At 50.6% G+C, this 18,866-nt stretch carries 15 protein-coding genes; 5 read left to right on the top strand and 10 right to left on the bottom strand.

What is annotated here, in order from left to right; genetic code table 11:
• Window positions 1-109: 109 nt before the first annotated feature.
• Window positions 110-1,042: a polysaccharide deacetylase family protein gene (locus tag B0I18_RS23025; RefSeq protein WP_106525120.1), complete on the top strand. Its 933-nt coding sequence runs from the start codon at window positions 110-112 to the stop codon at window positions 1,040-1,042.
• 28 nt (window positions 1,043-1,070) lie between these two features.
• Here B0I18_RS23025 and B0I18_RS23020 read toward each other — a convergent pair whose 3' ends face one another.
• Window positions 1,071-1,454 carry a DUF5655 domain-containing protein gene (locus tag B0I18_RS23020; protein ID WP_106525119.1) on the bottom strand — a complete coding sequence of 128 codons (384 nt, stop codon included), beginning with the start codon at window positions 1,452-1,454 and terminating at the stop codon, window positions 1,071-1,073.
• Window positions 1,455-1,608: 154 nt separating this feature from the next.
• On the opposite strand from B0I18_RS23020, the gene B0I18_RS23015 reads away from it, so the two are divergent.
• Both B0I18_RS23015 and B0I18_RS23010 read left to right on the top strand, forming a co-directional pair.
• Window positions 1,609-2,103: a GNAT family N-acetyltransferase gene (locus tag B0I18_RS23015; RefSeq protein ID WP_106525151.1), complete on the top strand. Its 495-nt coding sequence runs from the start codon at window positions 1,609-1,611 to the stop codon at window positions 2,101-2,103.
• Window positions 2,104-2,109: 6 nt separating this feature from the next.
• Window positions 2,110-2,586: a MarR family winged helix-turn-helix transcriptional regulator gene (locus B0I18_RS23010; RefSeq protein ID WP_106525118.1), complete on the top strand. Its 477-nt coding sequence runs from the start codon at window positions 2,110-2,112 to the stop codon at window positions 2,584-2,586.
• Between the two features lie 56 nt (window positions 2,587-2,642).
• Here the strand turns inward: B0I18_RS23010 and B0I18_RS23005 are convergent, their stop codons facing one another.
• From B0I18_RS23005 to tssD, 6 genes are all read right to left on the bottom strand, one after another.
• Window positions 2,643-3,167, bottom strand: coding sequence for a hypothetical protein (locus tag B0I18_RS23005; protein WP_106525117.1), 525 nt, complete (start codon window positions 3,165-3,167; stop codon window positions 2,643-2,645).
• 150 nt (window positions 3,168-3,317) lie between these two features.
• Window positions 3,318-3,992, bottom strand: a complete 675-nt coding sequence (locus tag B0I18_RS23000) for a leucine-rich repeat domain-containing protein (RefSeq protein WP_106525116.1) — start codon at window positions 3,990-3,992, stop codon at window positions 3,318-3,320.
• Window positions 3,993-4,002: 10 nt separating this feature from the next.
• A complete protein-coding gene (locus tag B0I18_RS22995) occupies window positions 4,003-8,592 on the bottom strand; it encodes an RHS repeat-associated core domain-containing protein (protein ID WP_106525115.1) in 4,590 nt (1,529 codons plus the stop codon).
• Window positions 8,589-9,875 (bottom strand): tetratricopeptide repeat protein, encoded by a 1,287-nt coding sequence (locus B0I18_RS22990; protein WP_146146855.1) that lies wholly within the window; start codon window positions 9,873-9,875, stop codon window positions 8,589-8,591. Before B0I18_RS22990 ends, B0I18_RS22995 begins: the two co-directional genes overlap by 4 nt.
• 25 nt (window positions 9,876-9,900) lie before the next feature.
• Window positions 9,901-12,051, bottom strand: coding sequence for a phage baseplate assembly protein V (locus B0I18_RS22985; protein ID WP_106525113.1), 2,151 nt, complete (start codon window positions 12,049-12,051; stop codon window positions 9,901-9,903).
• A gap of 253 nt (window positions 12,052-12,304) precedes the next feature.
• Window positions 12,305-12,727, bottom strand: a complete 423-nt coding sequence (gene tssD, locus B0I18_RS22980; RefSeq protein WP_106525112.1) for a type VI secretion system tube protein TssD — start codon at window positions 12,725-12,727, stop codon at window positions 12,305-12,307.
• A gap of 357 nt (window positions 12,728-13,084) precedes the next feature.
• Between tssD and B0I18_RS22975 the strand changes: the two genes are divergently transcribed.
• Together B0I18_RS22975 and B0I18_RS22970 are read left to right on the top strand one after the other, a co-directional pair.
• Window positions 13,085-13,849: a dienelactone hydrolase family protein gene (locus tag B0I18_RS22975; protein ID WP_106525111.1), complete on the top strand. Its 765-nt coding sequence runs from the start codon at window positions 13,085-13,087 to the stop codon at window positions 13,847-13,849.
• Window positions 13,850-13,906: 57 nt separating this feature from the next.
• Complete coding sequence (locus tag B0I18_RS22970; protein WP_106525110.1) at window positions 13,907-14,905, top strand: phosphotransferase enzyme family protein; 999 nt, start codon at window positions 13,907-13,909, stop codon at window positions 14,903-14,905.
• 49 nt (window positions 14,906-14,954) lie between these two features.
• Here B0I18_RS22970 and B0I18_RS22965 read toward each other — a convergent pair whose 3' ends face one another.
• From B0I18_RS22965 to B0I18_RS22950, 3 genes are all read right to left on the bottom strand, one after another.
• Complete coding sequence (locus tag B0I18_RS22965; protein ID WP_106525109.1) at window positions 14,955-15,326, bottom strand: helix-turn-helix domain-containing protein; 372 nt, start codon at window positions 15,324-15,326, stop codon at window positions 14,955-14,957.
• Between the two features lie 796 nt (window positions 15,327-16,122).
• Complete coding sequence (locus B0I18_RS22955) at window positions 16,123-16,587, bottom strand: response regulator (RefSeq protein WP_181358589.1); 465 nt, start codon at window positions 16,585-16,587, stop codon at window positions 16,123-16,125.
• Window positions 16,588-16,725: 138 nt separating this feature from the next.
• Window positions 16,726-18,861 (bottom strand): sensor histidine kinase, encoded by a 2,136-nt coding sequence (locus B0I18_RS22950; protein WP_106525106.1) that lies wholly within the window; start codon window positions 18,859-18,861, stop codon window positions 16,726-16,728.
• Between the last annotated feature and the right edge of the window lie 5 nt (window positions 18,862-18,866).

Raw genomic sequence — 18,866 nt, 5'->3', positions numbered from 1 at the left:
GCTGGGCCGGTCTTGTGTTTCCTGCGGCAGAAGCGCTTACATTTGCATTTTTACCACCGCAGCCAACCCGGTACATGCCGGCCCGGGAGCCTGCTTCAATTTTCGACACATGATCCGATGGATAACGACGGTGATCATCATACTGCTCTGTTTGGCTCCTGCTGCGGGTTACGGGCAGGTGTACCTGTCCCTGAGTTTCGACGATCCGCAAACGACCGTCAGCCCGGTACTGAGCTGGCAGCAGCGCAATGCACATATCCTGCAAACGTTGCATAAACATAAGTTGCAGAGCATCCTGTTTGTATGCGGTAAAAGAGTAAATACGGAAGATGGGGCGCAATTGCTGCAAAGCTGGGACGGGGCAGGGCATAGTCTTGCCCATCATTCCTGGAGCCATAGGAACTTTGGCGCTGCAGGCATGGATCTTGCTACCTTCCGGGAAGATTTTTTACGTTGCGATTCGTTGATAAAGCCTTTCCGGCATTATACGCGGCTGTATCGTTTTCCTTACCTGAAGGAAGGGGAGCGCCGTGCGCAGATCGACTCCTGCCGCGACTTTCTGGCCACACAGCAGTATGCCAACGGCTATGTGTCGATCGATGCCTCCGACTGGTATATCGACGGCCTGCTGCGCGATACGCTGGCTGCCAATCCAAATGCCAATACCGGTGTATTCCGCGATTTCTACATCCGTCATATCCTCGAACGCAGCTATTATTACGATAGCCTGGCTACCGCACTTACCGGCCGTAAGGTAAAACATGTATTGCTGCTGCATCACAACCTGCTTAATGCTTTGTTGCTTGACGACCTGATCGTTGCCTTAAAACAGCAGCATTTTATCTTTATCGATGCAGCCGAAGCCTATCGCGATCCGTTGTACCGACAACACCCGGCTACCGTGCCCGCCGGCGAAAGTATCATCTGGTCGATGGCAAAGGCTACGGGCCGCTATGAGGACCAGTTGCGGTACCCGGCCGAAGATGGTGTCTATGAGGAAGCAGCGCTCCGCGCACTGCTGCAGCAGGCAGCTAAGCACTAAGGCATGCAGGCATTGCAGCCTGCTGCTTTCAACCGGATGCCGGCGTTGTATCCAATGCCAGGCGCAGGAAGTGCCTGATCTCTTCATTAAGATCCGCGTTGTTAAAAATACGCAGGTGGTGGTTGTATTGCAGCTGCCCGGGTACCTGTGCTATTTTCTGAAAACAAAGATTGTCCGTATAAGCCTGGGAGAAAGGGAGTACGATATGCACAAAGTTTTTGCCGATCTGTGTGATCCAGACTGTTGCCTTGTCGCCCTTGCCAATGCCGATCATCGTTTTGGTAGGGTAGAGCCGTGTGCCGCCTATACTGCCGCATATGTTGAGCAAGTGGTCGAACAGGGCCAGGCTATGGGATGATTTGCCTGCTTTAAAGGCATCGATAAGTGCGGTATCGGTAACGTTATTTTGCATAAAAATGAGAACAGTGCTAAGGTACGCCAAAACGGCCTAACCTGTGCTGTTAAAGGCCGGGACATATGCCTAATCGTACCGGTAAATGTTAAGGGAAATTATTTTTTGAATTTACGTAGTTAACTACGTAGTTTTGTACTTTAATAACGAGAAAATGGAAAAAGAATTGACCATCCGGGTGATCACCAATGCCGACAGCCAGGCAGTGATCGACCTGATATTACCCATCCAGCAACAGGAAAATAATGTGCCGGTAACGCTGGAAGACCAGCCGGACCTGAAACGTATAGAAGCGGTATACCAGGGTTCGGGGGGCGGCTTCTGGGGTATCGAAGATGAAGGCATGATGGTAGCTACCATTGCCCTGATCGATATAGGCGATGGTAAGGGTGTGATCCGCAAGATGTTTGTGAAGCAGGAATACCGTGGCAGGACATTGGGCCTGGCTACGCGGCTGCTGGAGCACCTTATCGCCTATTGTAAAACGGCAGGTATTACCGATCTTTATCTCGGTACGGTACATACGCTGAAGGCGGCGATCCGGTTTTATGAACGGAATGATTTTACGATTGTGGCTAAGCACGAGTTGCCGCCGGCATTTCCCATTATGGAAGTCGATGACGTATTCTGTCACCTGCACCTTAAATAAATAATTATGCATGATAATGCTATCGACAGTTCGGGCGTACTGGCCATATCGACACGGCTGCAGCGCTTAAGCGACCGGCTGCGTAAAGACGGGCAAAGGATCTATGAGGCACATGGGGTAACCTTTGAACCGAAATGGTTTCCGGTGATCTATACGTTGCTGCACCGCTCGCCTATGAGCGTGGTGGAGCTGGCGCAGGAGATCGGTTATGCGCATCCCTCGACCATAAGCCTGTTGAAGGAGCTCGAAAAGAATAAATGGATACGTTCAAAAAAAGATAAGGCTGACGAGCGCAAACGCCTGGTGGAACTGACCGCCCGGGGTAAGGGCATTGTAGCCGGGATGGAGCCGGTATGGCATAAAATGCGGGTGGCCCTTACGGCGCTTACCGATACCACGCATAACCTGATGCTGGCCATTGCGGAGGTAGAGGCCAACCTCGACGAGCAGGATTTTTACAGCCGTGCGGCGCAGGTTAAGTAAGTAGGTATGGTCGAAGCGCAGGAGGAAGGTGTTCCGCTGTCCTGCGAGTTACTGCTTTACGTTACCGCTACCGTTAGCGGCGTTATTTTTCTTTTAAAATCGAACCATAACTTTTTGCCTTTTATGGATTCCCTGCAATAGTAGGCATTCCTGTAAAGTGGGCTGGACGAAGGTTCCAGGCCTATGCCATAAGCTGCGTCGTTTTTCAGGTGCCGGCCCAGTTTATTGAAAAAGCTCCTGACCTGTTTATCCGGTGTTTTGGAAATGATGCGCAGTCCCAGGTTTTCCAGTTCGGTTCCGGTGGTTCTGCCACCTTGTACCTCTATCGCGTGGATACAGTAATCGTCGTCATAAAAGCTATCCTGCAGGGCCACGTCAAATACTTCGGATGTGAGATAGAGGGTGTGATACCGGGCATCGAGGTGTTGCAGCAGGTGCTGCGTGTTTTCTATTTTTACGATTGTGTGCTCCTCGTCTTCCAGTGTTTCTATATACCAATGCATGCCACTCCCGTTAACCAGGTGTTCTATATTGCTGTAAAATGTTGCTACGGGTATGAGTATATTGATCAGGCTTGCCATATACAGGGCTTCAGTTTAAAAATAAGATCCTGGCAACCGGTATCGGATTGTTTATTAGATCCGTAAAAGCCGTATTGCCAGGATCATTATACCTAACCGGGTTTGCAATGGTGCAAGCAACACCCGGTTTAGTTGTGGCATGACACCAGGTTAGATGATCGATATGTGTTTTATGTCCACTCCTTTTAATTGTTCTTCGGTATTTACCTTTTTACAACCTTCGAGATTGAGCTGCTCCAGTTTTTTCAAGCTGAGAATAGTGGGCTGAAGCGTTGTTAAGGCCGTACATTTTTGCAGGAACAATGTTTTGAGCTTTTTGCAGTTTTCGATACCTGCGATCGTGGTAAACGAGCCGCCGATGATCCGCAGGTACTCCAGGTTAACGGCGTGCTGCAACAGGGACAGGTCTTCTGTTTTAAGGCCGCCCACCTGGAGCCGCTTCAGGTGGGTAAGACTATCCCAGCCTTTTATTTTGGGCCCGTAGCCGATGTTCAATTCTTCTAAAACCGGGAAGATAGCAAGGTCGAGATTAAAGTCGCCTGCAGCGCTCCAGCGCAGGTTCCTGAGTTTAGCCAGGTATTTTAAACCATCGATGTCCGATTTTTTGGACATGGGGACCAGCCAATGGAAGGTTTCGATAAAATCACGGCCCTCCAGGAAACCGAAGCTTACCTCCTGTTTGCTCCAGTCACCATCGGTCCATACACATACCTCTTTAATGCCATTTTGCTGCGCATGATCCAATCCTTCTTCCAGGTGTTCAAACTGTATTCTTATGCCTTTAAAATGGGCTGTTTCGCTATAATCTACTTGGTATTTTTCCATAATGCTGTTCTTATTTGTAGTCTACTTTTGCTTTTGCTTCTGCTCTTACTTTTACATCGGCCTCGTAATCGCCGCGTAGTTTTTTAGCCAATTCTGTTGCCTCCGTTTGCAGGTGTTTGTTTTTCGGGTCTTCCCATGCCGACTTGCCGCTCATATGACTATTGAGGTATTTATCGGGAACACCGGCTCGTCCAGGTTCAAACCCGGCGTCTTTCATGGCTTTGTACTCCACCATTTTTCCCAGCTCGTTGTTGCCGCCGGTGTCTACATGCGCTTTGCCGAGGAGGGGCGAGTTGCCAACCTGTTTAGTTCGGGTCGAAATAGACTGTTGCATACGGTCGGCACTACCTTTACCGATATACATATCACCGCTTTCGAACCCGAACAGGTAGGCGCCGCCGGAACCGGCAAGCCCTAAAATGTCCAGCCAGGTATTGGTATCCTTTACATAAGCGTATAGGGCCAGGCCACCCAGTAAACCCACAGGGTCTTTCGAAATATAGTCGCCTGCTTCCGGGTCATAATACCGGTGCCGGTTGTAATACAGTCCTGTCTCCGCGTCTTCATACTGTCCCTGGTACCGGAAAGGGATAAAGCCCGGGTCGCCTGTAATTTTACGGACTTTCCCGTAAATATCCAATTCGCATTCCCATACCTTTTTGCCCTGGTTGTCGAAAGCCTGTACGGGTGTGCCCAGGTAATCGTTGACGATGCTGTACTGTTGCCCGTCTATTAATTTAGCGCAGGGCGAAAAGCTTTGCTGGTCATATATCCAGGTAACGAGGCCGGGCGTAATGGGTTCTGCGTGGTTGTAACGGAGCGCACCGTTTTCGTCTATTACCAGTTGCGGCCTATCCTGCAGCGGGTAAGACCACTCGTGCAGTAATACATTGTCGTCCCATATATAACGGTGCAGGGTGTCGCCCGTAATTTTTGCCGTGCGCCGCCCCAATGCGTCGTATTCGAAACGGGTGGTTTGCCCCTGTGGATCCTTAACCGATTGCAGTGTACCGATATCGTTCCAGGTGTAGAGCCAGTCGCCGTTATGCCATTCGGGAGCGCCGGGCGGCGCTTCGGCTAAGGGTTGCACCTGCGATTCGCCGTTATCGAACAGGGCGTCGGTGGTCGCCCAGGCCCATTGTCTGGGGGTATTTTCGCCGGTGGGCCCTTGCCCGCTTACCGGGGCCAGGTTATTGATGTTCCTTTTGCTTTTATGTACCAGGTTGCCTGCTTCATCATAACGATAATACCAGCTGTCGTCTTTTAGCAGGCGTCCGCCTTTGCTATATACCCGGTCCGAGCGGTTGGGGGTACGGAACAGGTTGCCGGTTTCGTCCGGGTTTTTATAGTTTATATCCTTATTGTCGTACAAGGCGGCTGCAAGGTTGCCGCTGCTGTCATAGCTGTAGTTTACTTTACCGCCGGTAAGCAGGTTCAGGCAGGATGCCAGTTTGCTATTGCTGTGCCAGCTGTATTGCTTATGCAGCGCAGATCCGGTGCGCACCTGTACTTTCTGGCTTACGGGCCGGCCCTCGTGATCGTAGTCGAAGGTAGCCGCAATACCGCCACTCATATTTCGGTGCAGCTCCCGGCCTTCTACATCGCGCTTTATGGCTGCCGACCATTGCTGCCCGCCCACGTCGGCACGGATCAGGGTTTGGAAGCCCAGCGCATTGTATTCCTGCTGCTGGTTGGCGCCCAGCGAACTGTTAAGCGCTACCTGGTTGCCCAGTGCATCATAGCTATAGTTGATGGTATGTTCACCCTGTATTTCCTGGATGACCTGTCCACGGGCGTTTCGTTTATAGGCAATTGAAGATGCCGGGTTTTCTGCACTTTCCAGTAGCCCGGAGCGGCCATAACGGAAAGCTTCCCAATAACCATCGTCATATTTGCTATAGGTAAGCCTGCCGGAGAGATCGTAATCGTGGTATACCTGCTTGCCGCCCGGCAGCAGGGTCTTTATAATAAAACCGTCGCGGTTACGGATGTATTGTTTATGGATACCGTCAAAGCCTTTTTCTTCAATAATTTCATCGTTTGCATTACGGACAAAGGTGTAGTGTTCGCCTTTTTCATTGCGGATCGCCCTCAGGTTGTCGTAGGCATCGTAGCTGAACAGCAAGGTTTGTATATCGCCCACCCGGCGCAGGTTGCGGCGTACCTGTTTGCTCAAACTGCCCATGGGCGTATATTCCAGCGTCCATTCTTCTTTGCCGTCGGAGGCATAAACCGGTAGTTCGTAAGCATCATAGGCAAGACTGATCACGTCCTGCCCGATATCTTTATACCGTACCACGCGGCCCATATCATCACGTTGCCAGGATATGATCTTCATGGGTTCGGGGCTGAACAGGATCATACGGCCGTAGTTATCGTATTGCCAGCTACGCTGAATGCCGCTGCTGTCGCGTTCGCTGACCAGGAGTCCCAGTTCGTTGTATTGCCAGTCTACCGCGCGACCCTGTGTATCGGTACAGGATGCGGGCAGTCTTGTGCCCGCTTCGTAATAGTACGTGGTTTTGTTTTCGTCGTTGAGGTTGTGCTCCTGCAACAGGCCGGCTTCGTCATAGGTCCAGGTTTCTTTAAAGCCCGAGGGTTCTATGCGTTCCGTAATCTGGTTGAGGGTGTTATAAGCATAGGTATAAGCCTCGCCTTCCGGGTTGTAATAGGTAACAACATTGCCGCGTTCGTCGTATTCGTAACCCGTCATCCTGCCTTCCGGACTGGCAATCATTTTGCGTTCGTTGTAGCGGGTATATTGGTACCAGGTTTCGCCACCAAGTGCATCTACTTCTTTATAGACCAGGTCGTTTTCGTCGTAAAAATAGAGCTCGGTCTTACCGTTGTGGTAGTGTACTTTGTTGTAACCCAGGCTGGGAAAGTATTCCAGCCGGCCTTCCTGGAAGCCGTTAGCGCCGCCGGTATGGATCACCCGGCCTTCGGCATCGTATTCCCAAAAATAGGAGATATGATTGCGGTTGGTTCTTTTGACCACCCTGTTTTGTGCATCGTATTCGAAGTCGATGCTTTTACCGGCAGGATCGAATACCCGCACCAGGTTATCGTGCTCATCATATTCATAACGGACCATCAGGTCGTTTATGTTTTTATACCGGTAGTATACCGCTTCTACTTTGGTATGATCGGCATTGGGCGCCAGTTCCAGCCGCCGGCCGGCATCGTCGGCAACGAGGGCCAGCAGGCCTGTGTCTGCCTGGTATTGGAAGTCAAGCCTTGCACCGTTGGCATAACGGATCTCCTTAATGCGGAATATGGCTCCGTACGCCGGTTCTTTCCGTAGTTTATACGTATACACATCCTGGCCCAGCAACAGGATCCAGGTATCGGCATCGGGACGTTCCTGCGCTACCTGCTGGCTGCGGTCGTAGTGCATACCACTGCCCGGGTAGATATAGGGCAGCGGCATTACCATATTTTCGCTCGGATGGTTAAAGCCCGCGATACCAGCGGCTTCGTCGGGCAGGATGTACAGGTCGTAACTGTTGTAGACGCCGTTGCCCAGCATACCGCAATAAGGGCGGTCGCTGCGCCAGGCATTATTCCACTGCAGGGTAGCACCACCAGGCAATTCAAAATCGGTCCATTCGAAAAACATGGCACCGGTTACGAAGTTGACCGGCTCGAAGCCGAATTTGCAAAGCTTTTTGGAGAGTGGGTTATACGTACCGAAGGCGCGTTTCAATACCTTATTCACCCCGGTAAGCGCCCGTTTGCTCAGGGCGCCGCCGAGTTTACCCAGTCCTTTTACCAGGGCCATGCCCGCAAAGCGCATCAGCATTTCTGCAGCGGTATAGTTATGCGGGGCAAAAGCGCCGCCAACCAGTACCGGCCCGCCGGTATTGATCTGCACATACATGCTCAGCACATCATTGTAAAATGCGAAATAAGCCAGGGGATTTTTCTTGATCTTATTGGGCATCGTGGGCAGCATTTTAAGGCCCATAGGCGGACACCAGCAGGTAAGCACCTGTTGCGGATCGGAGCCGCTCAGTTCCGAACCCTGCGCCGATACGGTTGTCGAGCCCCAGTATACCTCGCCTTCGTGCGGCGATCCGGGTATGTTGACGATAAAATATAAACCCGGTATGGAGGAAATATGCCGGAAAGGCAGCAATACGCCCATCACACTGGTGGTGGTAGTGGCCTTATGCCGCCCATGCACATAGATCGAGCCACCCATGGGAATGCTTTTGGCGCCGACTTTTTCCTGCAGGAAAGAAGGGATAGGGATATCGAAATGGAGGTAATCCATCGGGTCGAATACCATGCCGATAAAAGGGTGGGGCAACGGTAAGGGTATGATGCCGAAGGATGGCGGTACGGGTATGGTGGTCCAGTGAAAGTCGACCGCCAGCACGATGTCGAAGTGTTTGCTTACATGTTGCCGGGCATTGCCGGTCATGGCGGGTTTTAGGGCCTTTATCCTTTTTACGGGGCCACCGGGCGCGGATGGCGCTGCCGGGGCGGCACTGCTGCTGCCACCGCCACCGCCGGATGTAGCGGGTACGATGCTGGCAGACAAGCTGGGCGACCTGTCGGTCGACATATTGGGTTTTTGGGCTTTTATGTTTTTCATGGCTGGTTGTGTCCGTTTGTTTGCGCATATTCGTCCGGCATGGTCGCCAGCGATTTCCAGTCTTCGCCTATACAGGCCGCCATTTCCTGGTCCAGGGCGCGGCTTTCCTTGCTCCCTTCGCCATATATCTTTTGCATGGTCAGGGCTACATAGGCCATCGAGCTCTGCCGTCGTTTATCTTCGGGCATGCGTTTCCCGATGTCGATACACTTGCGGTAATAACCCAGTGCCTTGCCTACGCCCGACCATTTACTTTCTGAAAGCTGGCCTACGAGCCGTGTACATTCCATGGCGATAAAATCGTTGCCGATCCGGTCGGCAATCAGGGTTGCTTTATCGAAATAGTTGCGGGCTTCTTTTTTCTCCGATACGGAAAGCAGGAAGCTGCCGTAATTCATATGCATTTGTGCCCCGATCAGCGTATGGTCGCCGGCTACCTGCAAGGCCTTGTGGTATTGTTTATGGGCTTCTTTATGTTTACGGATCGCGGCATAACTCTGTGCCAGCATCAGCAGTGCCGTAGCCTCGGCTTCCTTGAGCCCTTGCTTGTGCGCCAGCACCACGGCCCTTTCCAGCGCTACATGGCCCTGGTCGTGCTGGCCTTTACTGAGGTAATTGCTGGCGTTAAGGATCTGTTGCTGGTAGTCCGATTCTTCTTCGTTCTTACCCCGGTTGCCATGTGCCGCTGCATGTTTCATCAGCTGGTGAATGTCCATCCTGATATGGAATTCGTGCGCCTGGCTAAGCTTGCGCAGGCTGCGGTGCTGCCGGTGATCGGCATATACGAGCTTCAGGTTATCTTGTCCCTGTACGGCCTTGCACCATTCATTGATCCAGCGTTCAAAATCGTTGCGGTTGCTGATGCTTACGGGAGCGAGGTGTACAAAAATCTTCCGGTCCTGCAGCGCAGGGTACAGGCTGTGTAATGTACGTAGGGCCGCTATAGGCAGGGGCGCGTCCGTTTTAAAGTTGCCAGCCGCGGCCTGTGCCGTATCCCATTGTACCGGAACGGCGTGTTCGGTTTGCCAGAGGTCGAATACTTCTTTCCATTCTTCCACCAGTGTGCTGCCATAGGTCGCCGGGCTTTCGAAAGGTTGGTAATGGATTATGAATATATCCTGCGACGTGGCATCATCCGACAGCTGGTATTTAAAATAGCTTTCGAAAAGATGGAGTTCGTGTTTTTCTCCCAGGCCGATAAACAAAGGCGCAAGGGGATTTTGTTTTACCTCCTGTTGCCATTGCCGGTCTATCTTCAGTAGTTCCAGTTGCATTGGATCCATGGCCGGTGCTGATTTTAGGGTGAGGTTAGTTGAGCTTCACTTTGCCGCTGCTGATATTGGTTTCCGATCCGCCGCCTATGTTCACCGTTTTGGCGCCGAGGTTGGCTTCCGATTCGCCGCTCATCGACAGGGTCTTGGTGCCGATATCGAGGGTGTTGGCTTCTACGGCAATACCCGATGTCGGGGTGGCATCTTCGGGTCCTACACCAATACCTATGCTGGTTTGGGCCGATACGCCTATATTCATACCCAGGGTTACGATCTCTTTGCCTTTGATCTGTATTTTGCCGGTCTTATCCATAAAGATGCTGCTTTCACCGCAACTGATGGTGATGCTCTCCTTGGTTTCCATGCGTGCATTGCCTGCGCCGTCGAGTTCGATTACGTTGTCGTCGCGGTCTTTTACGGTAATGCCCGCGCCATCGTTAAGGGTTACGGTATGACCGCTTTTGGAGGTCAGGCTTTTGGTATTGTTACTGCCACCACCGCCTATACCCACTTTGCCGTGGAATACGCTGCCCGTAACAAAAGGCCGGTCGGGGTTGCCATGTTCGAAGTCCACGTATACCTGGTCGCCTACTTCGGGTACCGTTACCAGTCCGCGGTTGGAAGCTACTTTATCGCCACCGCCGCCGGCATCGGGTGTAAGCACGCGCATATAGTCAGTTTCGGCCATACCCTGTTGTTGCCAGCCCATAAACTTAACGCGTATCCGGCCCTTGCTGTCGTTATTGTCGATTACTTCGGCCAGTACCGGGTAGGTTACCGGCTTGTTGTAAGCCAGTGCCGGCGGCATTTCCGAGGCGGCGGGTATGGCCTCGAAGGTATTGGTATATAAGCTGGATGCATCCAGGTTGTGTTGTATATTGATGATGCGTACCGGTGCATGGCTGGCGCTTTGACCTTTGCGCTGGAAGGCTACGTCTACGATCATACCGGTGCGTAATTCATAAAGATTGCTTTCGCCTTTTACGAAATACATATCGGCTGCTTTCTGTGCACCACGGCTTTTGGCAATGGTTTTAAGCGTATCGTCCTGTGCCGGCAGAAAGCTAGGTGCTGCTACGGAAGGCGTACTGCCAAACAGTTCTTTGGATTTGTTGAAGGCGATGCTGTTGAAGGCGCCGGCGTTGCCGTTATAGGTATTGGCTTCGCTGCTGATGGGTTTGTGGCCGGAGGGTTCGTAGTCGAAGAGGCCCTGCTGCAGCGGCCTGGCATGCAGGCTCATGCTGATGTGGTAACAGTTCTGGCCATATATCAATTTGGGCCCCTGGGTGCTTTCGGGCTTGCCGAAAACAAGTTCTGTGCCGTTAAAGTAAAGCCACTGGCCGGTTTCGGTGCTCAGCCTTTTCATAAAGTTCCATACACTTTCGTTGTAGCGGCATACAAACGGCAATTGTTCGGTAATGGTCGGGTCGGCCTTAAGCTGGGCTTTTACCTGTTCCAGCGACTTGCATACCGATTTGCTGATGGTGGCCAGGTCTTTTTTGTAAAATGTTTCGAAGTGCGGTTCGCCGTCCAGTATCCAGGTGGGTGCGTAGCCTGTAACATTCAGTATGCCTTCGTTCAGCGAATCCTGTTCGAACTGCACATCGGCGATCACGAAGATATGCTGCAGTTTGCCGGCCGATGGGTTGTTGCGGTCATAGAGCTCTATTTCGGCCACCTGGCCCAATAGTTTTTCCGCACCGTCGAAGGTCAGTGTACCCTCGCTCTGGGCCTGGTCCTGGAAGAACCGGAGCTTGAGCTCATGGTGGGCGCCATGCCGCTGGGTGATCTGTAGTGATATGATTTGCCGTATGGCTGTTTCGCCGATATAGATACGCGCGCCCACCAGGCCGGGTGTCGAATTGTTACCCGCGTTGGCCGCAGCGCCTGCCTTTGGATTAGCATCGTTATTGTTCATCGCTACGGCAGTAGCGGTAGAGGTATCGAGGTCTTCGAAGGGCACGGCATGGATACCTGGCAGGGGAGCGTCTGCAGGTTTGCTCAATGCCTGCCGGGCCGCACCGGTTAAGGCTGCAGCCTGTTGTACCTGTCCGGCTTTGCGCGCCAGGTCTTCGGGCAGGGCTTTACGGACTGCTTCCTGTGCCGCCTGTTGCGCCGCAGCCTGGCCCAGTGCTTTGCCGGTATTTTCTAAGTCAGGTGCCGATAGGGGAGAAGGGTTTATAGACATCGGGAAAATATTTTCGGTTAACGGAAAAGGAGTTCTATGCTGTCACTGCCTGTTGTTCCGGGTTGGGGTGCGGTAGTGCAGTAAGGATAAGCAAGCGGGGGCTTGCAGGACGTTGTTGTAAACCAGGGAAGCAGAGGCGCAGGGCCTGTAACGCTATAAAAAAAGCGATACAACATTAAGCAGAAATCCAGGCTTGTTCTGCCTATATTTAGCTTGAATATTGTATCGCCAAAGATTGACTTACTTCAGGAGATTACGAATCCTGAACGTGCTCGTTGAAGATCAGCGATGCAGCATTCTGGTCGATCTGTTTTGCATTCAGTACGATCGTGATGGTGTACGGCATTTCGTCGTCGGTAGTGTACTTCTCGGCAAAGTAGTTCATAGAGGTGTCTTTAAATAAAGTTTCCATGAGCTTGCCTTCACCGTGAACGTTGTTGAGCACCAGTTTGGCGTCAAAACGTTTCCTGCTGTTTGCATACATTTCAAACAGCTTGGTGGTTTTTTCAGTACCTTCAAGCACGAAACTGGCTTTTGCACTGGTTGCAAACGCCGTTACGCGGTTGAGTTTGTCCGTTGGTTTCGAGGAGTCAAACTGGTAGTTCAGTACGTTGTACCTGTCTGACCCGATTTCCAGGTAGGAGATTTCACTTGGATTACTAGCAGAAGATGCCATAGTAAAAAGTTTTGAGGGTTAAAAATTAAATGATAGTGCTAAGGTATTAAAGCCCTCGATACCTACCGGGTTAAAATAAGGTTAAATTAAGTTTTAATGATATATGTTATTTGCCCGTAGTAGCTTAGGTATTTATTTTTAAGTGTATAACTTATATTTATTCTTTGTAAGCCGCTGTTTCCTGCTCTTCTGAAAAATAATATTGGGTTCATATTGTTTGTGTATGGCCTGTAATCCGCGCTGGTATTGTATCTTGGATACCTCTTCTTCTTTACGCACCGGTTTGTTGCAATGAACCACCGGCCTGTTTTTGTTGTTAAGATAACTCTTTGTTTTTCAATCTTAACTCGAGGTATTATGCGTAGTATTTATGTATTGCTTTTATGTTTTTGCTTTTCGACGGCCCGGGCGCAACTGGACGATATCCATTACCAGGATGGCCGGCAACAATTGAACGGGGTGGCCGCACGACCGTCAAAACCGCTTGCCGGTAAGCCCGGTATCCTGATCTTGCCTGCCTGGAAAGGTATCGATAACCACAGTAAGCGCGTAGCCAGCCGCCTGGCCGGCGAGGGCTATTATGCCTTTGTTGCCGACATCTACGGCGAAGGCAACTATCCGGCCGATACCAAGGCAGCCGGTACTATTTCGGGGTATTACAAAAGCCATGTAAGCGAATACCGGCGCCGTATACAGCTGGCTATCGACCAACTGGTGCGTAGTGGTGCATCGCCGCAGTCGATCGTGGTAATCGGTTATTGTTTTGGGGGCACCGGTGCGCTTGAGGCCGCCCGGGCCAATATGCCGGTCAGGGGCGTGGTTTCGTTTCATGGCGGCCTGGGCCGCGATACTACCCAACCCATAGCCACTATTATACCCAAGGTGCTGGTACTGCATGGCGCCGACGATCCCTATGCCGGCGACGAGCAGGTAAAGGCTTTTCAGCAGGAACTGCGCAAGGCTGGCGCCGATTGGCAGATGATCTATTATGCCAACGCGGTACATGCCTTTACCGAGCCCGAAGCGGGCAACGACAACAGCAAGGGCGCGGCTTATAATGCTAAAGCCGACCAGCGTTCCTGGGCAGCAATGATGCAGTTCCTCCACGAAATTTTTCCATGACCCGGCGGGAAGATCGGGCGTGATGCGCTATCTTTGCGCCCCTCAAAAATAAAAATCATGGAAATCTTCCCGGTACAATACTCCACTTTATCGGCCCTGGCCCTGGGCGAAAGGGTAGCCACGGTATACAACTTACCGGTAACGCAATGCCGGTACCTGCTGCGCGGTGTAAGCGATACCTATGTGGTGACCACAACAACCGGGCAATACATTTTGAAGGTATACCGCGACGCGCATCGTTCGGTAGCGGAGATCAACGGTGAGCTGGCCCTGCTGGACGCCCTGGTATCGGGCGGTGCACAGGTAGTGCGGCCTATAGCCAACCCGGCCGGCGAACGGCTGCTGCCACTGCAGGCGCCGGAAGGACTGCGGTATGCGGTATTGTTCTCTTTTGCTGCCGGTCGTACACTGGCCGGGTTCAGCGAAGCGCAACTGGGTATTATCGGGCGCGAAATGGCGTTCAACCACAACATTACGGCTGTAGTACAATTGCCCTGGCCGCGCAAGGCCTATACGCACCAAACCACGGTAGAGCGGCCTTTAAGCCTGTTACAACCGGCTTTTGATGAGTACCCGGAAGGTTATGCCCTGCTGCAGCAAACAGCGGCACGGGTAGCCGGCAAGCTGGCCGCCTATGATACAGCAAAATTTAATGTGGGATATTGTCACTATGACTACTTTCCAAAGAATTTCTTCTTCGATGGGGAGGATAAGATGACGCTGTTCGATTTCGACTTTGCGGGCCGGGGATTCCTGGCTTATGACCTGGCGTCGATCTTTATTCATTTTTACTTCGATACCCGGTACAAACAAAAGCCACGGGAGCAGGCCAAAGCGGAAATGGATACGATTGTAGCGGGTTACCGGCAACTGCGTGCCATCAGCGGGGAGGAACTGGAAGCCATACCCTTGCTGGCCTACCAGTTATTGCTGTTTTATCTCGGGTTTCAGTACGAAAACTTCGACGATTGGTCTAACTTCTTTTTCAGTACCCGTTTCCTGAAAGCGCGGTTGGAAGAAATGGAAGACATAGCTTCCGAATATTGCAACCTTTAATACGCACAGGCTGGACAGGCAAAAAGAGAGCCATACGCGGGCTACCGGGTTAACCGGTAGGGCCGGCGATCTTGGTGGTAAGCTGGTTGATGAGATTATACAGTTTTTCGATATCGATTTCCAGCCTGGCGATGGTCTGTTCATACATGCGCTTCTCAAAAGTGCTCAGTGCCGGGGGAATATTGGAATGAGATTCGATCGAGTTGGGCAATATATTGTCGCTTACCAGGTCGGAAGGGGTTGTTTTGTACAGTTCTGCCAAAATTTCAATGCGGTCCAGGGTTACTTTGGTGGTGCCCTTTTCCAGGAGACTGTAAGCATTTTGAGAAATATCCAGTATACCGGCTACGTACTCCTGAGTATAATTATTAATTTCCCGTATCGTTTTGAGTTTTCGGGCAAATCGTTGCGTAATGTTCATTGGGTATTATTCTATGGCTTATTGTTTGGATCAAATATCTGCTGTTGCGGATAGGTACACATCTTTTACCGGGCGAAAATGATCCGGTCAGCAGGGTTTATAAAAAACAAAAATACTATTTATAAGCATACCGTGTTATTATCTTCAAAATAGGTAAATTATATTAAGGCAGCGTTAACTATAACAGGGTTGCCTGATAGTTGTTGCTACAATAATTCACCTTTGCAGGTACAAAATACCCACCAATCTTTTTATCTTTGCGTTATCGCAGGCCTCTTCAGGGCCACCCACAGCGGTTGTTGCACCAGCTACGTGCTGCAATCTGCAAAATAACAGACTTACCGCGATTAAGTTGACAACAATCCAGACCTTTATAGGTATAAATTTTATTATTATATAAATAGTGTATAGTCAAAGTTCTCAACCCGATTGCACGGCTCCGTGCCCGGCCATTTCATCGCCTGCGCTCCAGGTCAGTACCCATAGTGTTTCCCGGCTTATCCATCTTGTCCTTGATAATTACGAAGATATCGGCGCTTTGGATTATGCGGTAAGCGACAAGAGCGGAAAAATTCTGCTTCATGGCCATTGGCCGGTCAATAAGGGCCAAAATAAAACGATCGTTAATCTCTCGCTGGTCAACGACAGCGCTTGTTGGCTCTCTGTAGTCGATAAAAGTAATGGCAATGTGCTGGTCAGGCAGCAAGTGGCGTTATAAAAACCGGGCTATTTCGGCGGTATATGAAAAAAATAGCAGCTGGGTAAGCTGCTATTTTTTTATACGTTTTATCGATGATCAGGAAAGTAACTTCTGCCGGAGCAGGAATTCCAACTGGGAGTTGGACAACGCCAGCTTATCGTTCATCTGTGTAATTTTCTTTTTCTCGCGGTAGATTTCGTAGGCTTTCTGCATGGTCAGGTCCAACTCTTCTTCTACCCAGGGTTTAGTCAGGTAATGGAATATTTTTCCTTTATTGATGGCGTCTACCACTGCGCCCATATCCGCAAAACCCGTCAGCAGGATCCTGGTGATGTCGCTGTTCTTTTCAATTACTTTTTCCAGGAACTCCACGCCGGTCATAGTAGGCATACGCTGGTCTGTGATGATAACGTGTATTTCGTTATTATCAATGATTTCCAACGCTTTTTCACCACTGATCGCTGTAAATACATTGTACTTCAGCCTAAAAGTAGCTTTGAAAGAAAGGAGGTTGTTTTCTTCATCATCAACGTACAAAACTGAGATCTCTTTGGTGGCCATGTTCAGATATTTAAATTAACCAGAAGGTTGGACTTTTATTTTAATGTAAAGGTAATACCTTTCCTGTTGTAAATGACGGCTTCAGTATACTTTTTCGTTAAGGACATATACCTGAAAATGTTAAAAAGCGCAAATTGATCAGGAAAGATTATCAGGGATTTGTATCGTAAATATAGAGCCTTTTCCCAATTCTGAGCTGATATTAATGTGCCCATTGTGTTTTAAAATAATGTTAAAAGCAATGGACATGCCCAGACCGGTTCCCTGGCCCACATCTTTCGTGGTAAAGAACGGTTCGAATATCTTCTTGCGGGTTGCTTCTGTCATACCCGTTCCGTTATCTTCTATAACGATATGTATATTTTTGTTTTCTTTATATGTCGTCAGTTTGATTTGCCCGCCGGGCTTATTTCCGAATTTTTCCTGCACCGCATAAATGGCGTTGGAAATAATATTCAGGAAGATCTGGTTAAGCTTACCGGGGTAACAGTTAATGGCGGGTATCGGGCCATAGTTTTTAACGACCTGAAGCTGCGAAAGCGCACTGTTCAGGATCACCACGGTCGATTCCAGGCCTTCGTTCAGGTCGGCGGGTTTCAGGGCGTCTTCGTCCAGCCTGGAGAAGATGCGCAGGCTCTTGATAATCTCCGCTGTACGCGAAGCTCCGTCCGCTATGCCTTTCAGCAGGTAGTTGATCTCGGTTTTCAGGTAGTCGAAGTCCTGATCCTCTTTAAAGTCGTCGATAGCGGTTCTTTTCTCGTTTTCGGGCAGGTCGCTGAAGTTGAGCAATTCCAGCCTGTTGATAAAATCAAGCAGGATGTCCACATCCCTTTTCAGCGGTGCTATGTTGGAGGTTACGAAATTGATGGGGTTATTGATCTCGTGGGCAATACCGGCCGTAAGCTGACCCAGCGAGGCCATCTTTTCATATTCTACCAGTTGCGACTGGGTTTGTTTCAGGTCGTCGAGCGTGTTATTGATCGTTTCATTTTTCTGTTGCAACTCTTCCGTACGGGCTTTTACCTTTTGTTCCAGGATAATATTCTGCTCTTTAATAATGCGGCTGTTCTCGCGGGCCACGGTAAGGGCGGCTTGGCGCGATTCGTCCTTTTCCTTTTTCAGGATATTGATCCTGTTGGCCAGACCGAAAGACAGCAGGGCCATTTCGACGGCAGTCGATATCTGTACCGCATAATTGGTAAAGGTATTATAGGGCAGTACACTGAAATCCTTGAGCAGGAACACCAGTCCGCCGATGATCAGGATCGACCAGGCAATGATAAAGTAGCGTGCCGAGGATACCTTCGGATTTTTAGCAACGATATAAGAGGCAGAAATGAGTACGCCTACGGAGGAAATGGTGGTAGCCGATTGCATGATCTGGAAGGCTGGGCCATATTCGCCAAAGGCAAGCAACACCAGGCTGAGCAGGAACAGGCAGGCAAAAAGCAATAGCAACCGGTTGATACGCGGAAAAGCCTGGGGCACATCGAGAAACCGCCGCGTGAACAACAAGGCCATAATGCTGCTGATACAGGCAAAGAGGACCACACAGATATGCTCAAAGCCGGGCAGGCCGGGCCACAGGAATTGGAAGCCAAAGCCCTTGAGGCTGATCTGGGTAAGGCCTACACCCAGTACATAGATTACATAATAGAGATAGCTGCGGTCTTTGATCGAAACGAAAAGAAAGAAGTTATATACCACCATGATCAGCACGATACCGGAATACAGGCCAAAGAACAGGTACTCTTTGGAGGAGCGGATCATTTGCTGTTGCGGGTGATTGATATAAACCGGCAGGAAGATCGGCATATCGCTTTTGATCTTCAGGTAATACTCCTGTTGCTCGCCCTGCTTGATATAGAGGTCGAACAGGTAGTTGGGGTCTTTGTAGGAACGTAAAGAGAAGGGCTGGCGCTTATCGATCAGTGTGCTTACACGCTGGCCCTGTTTATCGGTATAGAACAGCTCCACGCTGCTGAGGTTGGTGTTGGCTACATCGAGTACATATTCGCGTTGCGGACCTTGATTATACAGGGTAAACCGCACCCAGATCTCGTGCTCGCTAATACCCAGGTTGGGCACCTGGGCGGTAGATGGGGTAAAAGCACGCAGGCGGGCGCTGTCGAGTGTGAGCGGTTGTACGGACTGGTAGATCTGCAGCGACCGGCCAATGAGTTGGTGGGAGGAGGAATCCAGAACAATGACCTGTCCGAAGCTGCTGGCCCGCAGCAGTATAAGGCAGGCCAGCAGCAGCATTTTTTTGAGCATGATGT

The sequence above is a fragment of the Taibaiella chishuiensis genome (assembly GCF_003014535.1).
GTDB lineage: Bacteria > Bacteroidota > Bacteroidia > Chitinophagales > Chitinophagaceae > Taibaiella > Taibaiella chishuiensis.
Note: the sequence above shows the minus strand (reverse complement) of the source record. Positions and strands in the feature narration are given on the sequence as shown.

Excerpts from the sequence above, each read along its gene's own strand:
- B0I18_RS23025 (WP_106525120.1), top strand. The coding sequence starts at position 110 with ATGATCCGATGGATAACGACGGTGATCATCATACTGCTCTGTTTGGCT.
- B0I18_RS23020 (WP_106525119.1), bottom strand. The coding sequence starts at position 1,454 with ATGCAAAATAACGTTACCGATACCGCACTTATCGATGCCTTTAAAGCA.
- B0I18_RS23015 (WP_106525151.1), top strand. The coding sequence starts at position 1,609 with ATGGAAAAAGAATTGACCATCCGGGTGATCACCAATGCCGACAGCCAG.
- B0I18_RS23010 (WP_106525118.1), top strand. The coding sequence starts at position 2,110 with ATGCATGATAATGCTATCGACAGTTCGGGCGTACTGGCCATATCGACA.
- B0I18_RS23005 (WP_106525117.1), bottom strand. The coding sequence starts at position 3,167 with ATGGCAAGCCTGATCAATATACTCATACCCGTAGCAACATTTTACAGC.
- B0I18_RS23000 (WP_106525116.1), bottom strand. The coding sequence starts at position 3,992 with ATGGAAAAATACCAAGTAGATTATAGCGAAACAGCCCATTTTAAAGGC.
- B0I18_RS22995 (WP_106525115.1), bottom strand. The coding sequence starts at position 8,592 with ATGAAAAACATAAAAGCCCAAAAACCCAATATGTCGACCGACAGGTCG.
- B0I18_RS22990 (WP_146146855.1), bottom strand. The coding sequence starts at position 9,875 with ATGGATCCAATGCAACTGGAACTACTGAAGATAGACCGGCAATGGCAA.
- B0I18_RS22985 (WP_106525113.1), bottom strand. The coding sequence starts at position 12,051 with ATGTCTATAAACCCTTCTCCCCTATCGGCACCTGACTTAGAAAATACC.
- tssD (WP_106525112.1), bottom strand. The coding sequence starts at position 12,727 with ATGGCATCTTCTGCTAGTAATCCAAGTGAAATCTCCTACCTGGAAATC.
- B0I18_RS22975 (WP_106525111.1), top strand. The coding sequence starts at position 13,085 with ATGCGTAGTATTTATGTATTGCTTTTATGTTTTTGCTTTTCGACGGCC.
- B0I18_RS22970 (WP_106525110.1), top strand. The coding sequence starts at position 13,907 with ATGGAAATCTTCCCGGTACAATACTCCACTTTATCGGCCCTGGCCCTG.
- B0I18_RS22965 (WP_106525109.1), bottom strand. The coding sequence starts at position 15,326 with ATGAACATTACGCAACGATTTGCCCGAAAACTCAAAACGATACGGGAA.
- B0I18_RS22955 (WP_181358589.1), bottom strand. The coding sequence starts at position 16,587 with ATGGCCACCAAAGAGATCTCAGTTTTGTACGTTGATGATGAAGAAAAC.
- B0I18_RS22950 (WP_106525106.1), bottom strand. The coding sequence starts at position 18,861 with ATGCTCAAAAAAATGCTGCTGCTGGCCTGCCTTATACTGCTGCGGGCC.